This window comes from Halomonas sp. LBP4, from assembly GCF_003202205.1.
Classification (GTDB): Bacteria; Pseudomonadota; Gammaproteobacteria; order Pseudomonadales; family Halomonadaceae; genus Halomonas; species Halomonas flagellata.
Map to the genome: position 1 here is coordinate 1,526,306 of NZ_PDOG01000001.1, position 7,043 is coordinate 1,533,348.

The following is a 7,043-nucleotide window of genomic DNA, read 5'->3' on the forward strand; positions in this document are numbered from 1 at the left end:
GTTGTCGTTACGACACTCCTTGGTGTCACGGCATTCGCGCCATGATCATCCGCACCATCCGAGCGAGTTTCTCCTCCAGCAGAGTGGGCTGCTCGCACATCGCCGGCAGCGCCTGCTGGCGTCTCTCGAAGGTGCGCTCTTCCCAGAACAGCGTCTCGGAGAGTCGTTCGATCTCGGCCTCGTTCGCCTGCTCGTCGTCGCGGAGCGCTTCCAGTTCGTCGACCATCTCCGAGATATCATCGAGTCGCGCCACCTGGGCGCGGGAGGCGCGCCGGATACCGTCGATGGCCCGTCGCCGTTCACGATCGGTGAGCTCGAAGAGACCGGCGAACAGCAGCGTCAACCGCTCCTCGGCCGCGCCATCATCCACCGAGGCGACGAAGTCGCGGACCCGCTCCAGGGCCTCGTCCTCGGGCGTCGAGCGGTCGGTGGCGAAACGCGCCACGCGGCCGACCTCCTCATCCTCCCACCAGTCCCGCTCCAGCTCATCCAGCGACGGGCCGGTCCAGAGCGTGCCCCAGGCCAGTTCCGGGATCAGCCGCTGCACGCAGGGCCAGTCGGGGGGGCCCGCCGCCGCCCGCTGGGCCTCGAGCCGAGCCACGCCGCCCAGCACCAGGGTCGCACCCAGCCCGAGCATCACCAGAGTCGAGCGCAGCGGCCTCATGACGCGCCTCCTGCATCCGACGGCTCGGGAGTGAGCAACTGACCGCGCCGGTCGAGAAGCGGCACCCGGTACTCGACGAGGATGTCGTGGATCTCGTCCTGGCGACGCGCGATGAAGTCGTTGATCCAGTCCTTCCAGTGCGGCTCACCGTGGCGAATGCCCATGGTGATCCGGTAGTCCAGCCGGGCACCGGAGGTATCCTCGACCAGCGGAATGACCCGCAGCGGAGGGTCCTGTCGGGAGGCGTAGTAGCCGGCCAGCGGCCCCCACAGCACGGCGCCTTCGGTGTTGCCGGCCACCACGTCCTCGACGGCATCGCGCACCGGCGCCCGCACCCGGGTGTCGACCATCAGCGGATAGCTCTTGACGCTGGCACCGGCGCGCCGCAGCGGCACCAGGGGAGGCGTTTCCGTGATCACGCCGATGCGCCGCTCCCGCAGCGCTGGATCGGTGAGGCTGGTGGCGTCGAGGTCGGACTCCTCGGGCACCACCAGGGCGTAGACGGAGCGGTAGACCTCGTTGGTGTTCTGCACGAACTCGTAGCCGGCCACGGCGCCGATCATCACGTCGCAGACGCGCAGTTCCAGGGTGTTGCGCACGAAGCCCATGACCTGGGGTGCCCAGACGTAGACGAGCGGCACCCCGAGGTCCGCGGCCATCAGCTCGGCGATGCGGTTCTCGAACCCTTCGCCGGCCTCGTTGCTGAAGGGAAGGTTGTTGCCGTCGGCACAGACCCGCAACGCCTCGCGGTCCTGGAGTTCCGGGGGATTGGCGACCACCACGCCGCTTCCTGCCCCCAGGGCCAGGGCGACCAACAGCGGCAGCAGCCGGGTGACTCCTCTTCTCATGCGTCCTCCGATACCGGGAAGAGAAGAAAGGTGACGGGGCTAGCCGTCGGCCTTCTCATCATGGACGGCTTCGTCGGACTCCGCCCCCTCCTGTGGCGCTTCGGTTTCCTCCTGCATCGACTCGATGATCTTCGGGCGGCCACGGCCCAGGCCTCCCTCGCCGCGGGCACGCATGTAGCTGAAGATGTTCTCCATGTTGGCCAGCACATAGGGGTCGTCGGCGAAGGAAGGCATCACCTGGCCAGGCTGGACTTCACGGCCGGCGGCGATGGTGCCGGCGAAATCGGCCCAGCCGCGGCGCTCGGCGGCACGAATCAGGCTGGGCGCGAAGGAGGACCCCAGGCCATCGGGCCCATGACAGGCCATGCAGACCCGAGTGTAGGCGATATAGCCCTCGTAGGTGTTGGGATCGACCCTGTCGTCCTCGACGACGAAGGCGCCCGGCGCTTCCCCGGTGACACGGTGCTCGTCGGCCACGGCCGGCGAGACGAAACCGGCCAGGGGCAATCCCAGGCCCAACACGGCCGTCAGGATGAGGCTCCGGCCCGAGACTCCGATGAATACCGTCATGCAGCGCTTCCTTCTCGGTACGACCAGGGGCCGCCGGCACACTCATGGCGGCCCCTGGAGAGGGATGGGAGGGAACGGGGTCACGGACCCGAGTCCGCGCCCCGCCTGCAGGGATGGCACTCAATCCGGCAGAGCGAAGACCGTCAGCACCCCGCCGAGCTTGGTGTAGTCACCGAGGGCAGAGAAGGCACTCACGGCCCCCAGCCCCTCCTCGGGATCCTCGAGGCCTGCCGCCAGGCCGATGCCGGCCCAGCCACCGACCCCGGAGAGTACGGCCAGGTACTGCTTGCCTTCGTGCATGAAGGTGTTGACGTTGCCGATGATCCCGGAGGGGGTCTTGAAGCGCCACAGCTCCTCGCCGCTCTCGATGTCCACGGCCTTCACATGCCCCTCGAGGGTGCCATAGAAGGCCAGGTCACCGGCCGTGGCCAGGGCACCGCTCCAGACCGCGAAGCGCTCGTCGATCTCCCAGACGGTCTCCCCGGCCACCGGGTCCCAGGCGATGAAGCTGCCCAGGCGGCCTTCCATGTCACCGTCCTGAGCCGGTGCCGGCATCATGGTCAGGGTCGCCCCCACGTAGGGCTGCCCGGCGATATACTCGGTCTCGAAGGGCTCATAGTTCATGCAGATCCGGTTGATGCCGGCATAGATCAGGCCGGTCTTCGGCGAGAAGGCCGTCGGCTGCATGTTCTTGGCGCCCATGGCGGTCGGGCAGATGTCGGTGGTGTTGACGCCGACGCCCTGGCGGTAGGTGCTGTACTGCTCGTTGACGTTGGGACGTCCGGTTTCCATGTCATAGCTGTCCGCCCAGTTGGTCTCCGGAGCGAACTTCTCGGCCACCAGCAACTCGCCGCTCTCGCGGTCGAGCAGGAAGCCGAACCCGGTACGATCGATGATCGCCAGGCCCTTGCGCTGCTCGCCCTCGAACTCGACATCGATCAGCTGGTTTTCGTTGACGCCGTCGTAGTCCCACTCGTCGAAGGGCACCTTCTGGTAGACCCACTTGACCTCTCCATTGTTGGGGTCGCGGGCGAAGACGGTGATCGCCCACTTGTTGTCGGCCGGCTCGCCGTCCTTGGTGCGCTGTTCCGGGTTCCAGGTCCCCGGGTTGCCGGTACCGTAGTAGATCAGGTCGAGTTCCGGGTCGTAGGTGATCCAGCCCCAGGGGGCCCCGCCACCGCGTTCCCACTCGCCTTCGGGCCAGGTGGAGACGCCCAGGTCGGCCTCGCCGATCGGCTCACCCAGCATGGTGGTGGTTTCCGGATCGATCAGCACTTCGTCGTCCGGTCCGGTCGAATAGCCTCGCCAGACCTGTTCGCCGGTCTCGACGTCATAGGCGGTCATGTGGCCACGAATGCCGTACTCGCCGCCGCTGATGCCGACGATGACCTTGTCATGCACCACCAGCGGCGACATGGTGTTGGTCTCGCCGACGGTGTGGTCGCCATTGCTGACATCCCACAGCAGTTCGCCGGTCTCGGCGTCCAGGGCGATCAGGGTGTTGTCGGACTGGCCGAGGAACAGGCGTCCATCGGCATAGGCCAGGCCGCGGTTGACGGTGTCGCAACACATCACCGGGATGACGCGGGAATCCTGGTCGGGTTCATAGCTCCAGACCACCCGGCCCTCGTCCTCCACATCGAGGGCGAATACCTTGTTGGGAAAGGGGGTGTGGATATAGAGGCGCCCATCGCCGACGTAGAGGGGGCCACCCTCGTGGCCGCGCAGGACGCCGGTGGAGAATTGCCAGGCCGATCGCAGCTCACCCACGTTGTCGCGATTGATCTGGTCCAGTTCGCTGTAGCGGTTGCCCTGATAGTTGCCCAGTTGCGTGGCCCAGTATTCAGGGTTCTGCTGCAGCTCGAGTTGATTCTGGTTGGCATGAGCCAAGGATGCGACCATCAACCCGGCGGCCGTCATCGCAAAACCGATCTCCCGAAGCATGGCGTTGTCTCCGTCGCACTGAAAGGTGTGCCGCGGGGTGCGGCACATCCCGTTGTGGTTGTTATCCTGTTCCAGGCAATGACACTGGAAGGTCTAGCACAACTTTCGGGGCTACAGCGTGGACAGGAGGATTTCGGCTCTCGCCTGAGGTCAAAAGACTTTTGCGCACGAGCAACAATCCCGATAAATCCCTGCCGTGACGGCACCCTGACGTGGCGCGCTGGTACCGAGAACGCCGGCCATGCCGCTCACGGGCACATGATGCGACTTTCGTAGCAGGGTAGATCCCGCGTGGCGTGCTTAACTGGAATAGTGTAAGCCATATCCACCCGCATCGTGGAGGTAGCCCCATGTGGACCAAACCCGCCTATACCGACCTGCGTCTAGGCTTCGAGGTGACCCTGTACATTTCCAACCGTTGAAACCACTGGTGACGACGCAGTACCCGATGGGCTGACGCTCCCCGCACGGAGCGTCGGCCTGTTGTTTTGCGCCGTTTTTCCCTTCCCGGCCGGACACAAAGAGGTGCCCTGCATGACCTCCATCGCGTCGCCGCTGGCGAGTTCACAGGGCGAGGCCCTGAGCCCCGAGGCCTTCCGCGAGGCCCTGCTGGCCAAGGGTGCCTACTACCATATCCACCACCCCTACCAGGTCGACATGGCCGAGGGGCGGGCGACCCCCGAGCAGTTGCGCGGCTGGGTGGCCAACCGCTTCTATTACCAGCTCAGCATTCCCCAGAAGGACGCCGCCCTGCTGGCCAACTGTCCCGACGCCGACACCCGCCGCCGCTGGATCCAGCGGCTGCTCGACCACGACGGCCACGGCGACGACGGCGGCGGCATCGAGGCCTGGCTGACCCTCGGCGAGGCCGTCGGCCTGACCCGCGACGAGCTCTGGTCCCAGGAGCACGTGCTGCCGGGGGTGCGCTTCGCGGTGGACGCCTACGTCAACTTCGTGCGCCGCACCGACTGGCGCGAGGCGGCGATCGCCTCGCTCACCGAGCTGTTCGCTCCGGAGGCCCACCAGAGCCGGCTCGATACCTGGCCGATCCACTACCCCTGGATCGACGCGGTCGGCTACGGCTACTTCCGCAAGCGCCTGAAGGAGGCACGCCGCGACGTCGAGCACGGCCTGGAGGTGGCGCTGGCGGTCTGCACCACTGCCGCCGCCCAGCAACGTGCCCTGGAGATCCTGCAGTTCAAGCTCGACGTGCTCTGGTCGATGCTCGATGCCATGACGCTGGCCTACCAGCTCGGCCGGCCGCCCTACCACACCGTCACCGACCGGCGTGTCTATCATCGGGGGCTGTCATGAACGGAGCCGCCATCACCGGGGCCAGCGTCTGTCGCCTGCGTCCGGGCTGGCGGCTGCAGTGGGAAGAGGCCCAGCAGCGTCACGTGCTGCTCTATCCCGAGGGCATGGTGCAGCTCAACGACAGCGCCGGTGCCATCCTCACCCAGCTCGATGGCCACCGCGACGTGAACGAGGTGATCGCTGCCCTCCAGGCGCAGTACTCGGAAGCCCCCGCCGCGGCCATCGCCGAGGACGTCCACGACTTCCTGGTCGACGCCGCCCGACAAGGGTGGATCCATCATGACTGACCACACCGACACCGTTACCGCCAACGGCCAGACCGGCGCCCCGCTGTGGCTGCTCGCCGAGTTGACCTATCGCTGCCCGCTGCAGTGCTCCTACTGCTCCAACCCGCTGGACTTCGCTGCCGTCGGGGAGGAGCTCACCACCGCGGAATGGATCGATGCCCTGACCCAGGCCCGCGCCCTGGGCGCCGTGCAGCTGGGCTTTTCCGGCGGCGAGCCGCTGGTACGCCGGGACCTCGAGACCCTGGTCGCCGAGGCCCACCGGCTGGGCTTCTACAGCAACCTGATCACCTCCGGCCTGGGACTCGACGAATCGCGCATCGAGGCCCTGCGCGAGGCGGGACTCGACCATATCCAGATCAGCCTGCAGGCCTCCGACCCCGATGTCGCCGCGGCGGTGGCCGGCTCACGCAAGGCCCACGCGAAGAAGCTGGCCATGGCCCGGGCGGTCAAGGCCGCCGGCTATCCCATGGTGCTCAACGTGGTACTGCACCGCCACAACATCGACCGGCTCGATGCCATCATCGCCCTGTGCGACGAGCTCGGCGCCGACGCCGTGGAGCTCGCCAACTGCCAGCTCTACGGCTGGGCCTACCTCAACCGCGCCGGGCTGCTGCCGAGCCGGGCCCAGCTCGAGGCCGCCGAGGCCACCACCAGGCGCTGGCGTGAGCATCTGGCGGCACGGGGCCGCGACATGCGGCTACTGTTCGTGGTCCCCGACTACTACGCCGACCGGCCCAAGGCCTGCATGGGCGGCTGGGGCTCGATCTTCATGACCCTGGCCCCGGACGGCGCCGTGCTGCCCTGCCACAGTGCGCGCATGCTGCCGATGCGTTTCCCCAACGTGCGCGAACGCCCCCTGCGCGAGGCCTGGTACGCCAGCGAGGCCTTCAACCGCTATCGCGGCGAGGCCTGGATGTCGGAACCTTGCCGCAGCTGCGACGAACGCCACCGGGACGTCGGCGGCTGCCGCTGCCAGGCCTACCTGCTCACCGGCGACCCCACCGCCACCGACCCGGTGTGCGACCTCTCGCCGGATCACCATCTGATCGAGGCGGCCCGCCGCGAGGCCGCCCGCGACACCCGCTCGGCGGCGGAGCTGACGCCGCGCAATGCTCATGAGTCAAGGGTGTTCTGTCGCGCCTGAGGGGGCCGGCCACCGGGGCCGGCCCGAGGGCACCAATGTTGCCAGGCGGCAACGCACTTGTGTCGCTGCGACACAATCCCCCTTTCCGGCTCACCTAGACTGACAGCACCGCCAGCATGATCGTGACGACACCCGCTAACGACAGCCATCGGCAACAACACCCTGGGGGGAGTCCATATGAAATCACGCGCCGCCGTCGCCCTGGCCGCGGGCCAGCCGCTGGAGCTGACCGAGATCGACGTCGAGGGCCCCAGGGCCGGCGAGGTGCTGGT

General features: G+C 67.4%; 8 protein-coding genes. 4 read left to right on the plus strand and 4 right to left on the minus strand.

All coding sequences use genetic code 11. The features are described 5' to 3' along the window. Window positions 1–25: 25 nt before the first annotated feature. From CR157_RS06980 to CR157_RS06995, 4 genes are all read right to left on the minus strand, one after another. The gene (locus CR157_RS06980) at window positions 26–664 is read right to left on the minus strand and encodes a hypothetical protein (protein ID WP_110282743.1); all 639 of its coding nucleotides are present in this window, start codon (window positions 662–664) and stop codon (window positions 26–28) included. Continuing rightward, entirely contained in the window at window positions 661–1,512 is an 852-nt protein-coding gene (locus tag CR157_RS06985; protein WP_110282744.1) for a quinoprotein dehydrogenase-associated putative ABC transporter substrate-binding protein, read from the minus strand. The genes CR157_RS06980 and CR157_RS06985 overlap by 4 nt, the downstream gene beginning before the upstream one ends. Window positions 1,513–1,551: 39 nt before the next feature. Next, complete coding sequence (locus tag CR157_RS06990; protein WP_110282745.1) at window positions 1,552–2,082, minus strand: c-type cytochrome; 531 nt, start codon at window positions 2,080–2,082, stop codon at window positions 1,552–1,554. A gap of 120 nt (window positions 2,083–2,202) precedes the next feature. Next, entirely contained in the window at window positions 2,203–4,026 is a 1,824-nt protein-coding gene (locus tag CR157_RS06995; RefSeq protein WP_110282746.1) for a methanol/ethanol family PQQ-dependent dehydrogenase, read from the minus strand. 350 nt (window positions 4,027–4,376) lie between these two features. Here CR157_RS06995 and pqqA point away from each other — a divergent pair, with 350 nt between their 5' ends. The 4 genes from pqqA to pqqE all read left to right on the plus strand — a co-directional run bounded on the left by pqqA (window position 4,377) and on the right by pqqE (window position 6,771). Beyond that, window positions 4,377–4,448, plus strand: coding sequence for a pyrroloquinoline quinone precursor peptide PqqA (gene pqqA / locus CR157_RS07000; protein ID WP_081786101.1), 72 nt, complete (start codon window positions 4,377–4,379; stop codon window positions 4,446–4,448). Window positions 4,449–4,560: 112 nt separating this feature from the next. Further along, entirely contained in the window at window positions 4,561–5,340 is a 780-nt protein-coding gene (gene pqqC, locus CR157_RS07005) for a pyrroloquinoline-quinone synthase PqqC (protein ID WP_110282747.1), read from the plus strand. Continuing rightward, window positions 5,337–5,627: a pyrroloquinoline quinone biosynthesis peptide chaperone PqqD gene (pqqD, locus tag CR157_RS07010; RefSeq protein ID WP_110282748.1), complete on the plus strand. Its 291-nt coding sequence runs from the start codon at window positions 5,337–5,339 to the stop codon at window positions 5,625–5,627. The genes pqqC and pqqD overlap by 4 nt, the downstream gene beginning before the upstream one ends. Continuing rightward, the gene (gene pqqE, locus CR157_RS07015) at window positions 5,620–6,771 is read left to right on the plus strand and encodes a pyrroloquinoline quinone biosynthesis protein PqqE (protein WP_110282749.1); all 1,152 of its coding nucleotides are present in this window, start codon (window positions 5,620–5,622) and stop codon (window positions 6,769–6,771) included. The genes pqqD and pqqE overlap by 8 nt, the downstream gene beginning before the upstream one ends. Window positions 6,772–7,043 lie beyond the last annotated feature (272 nt).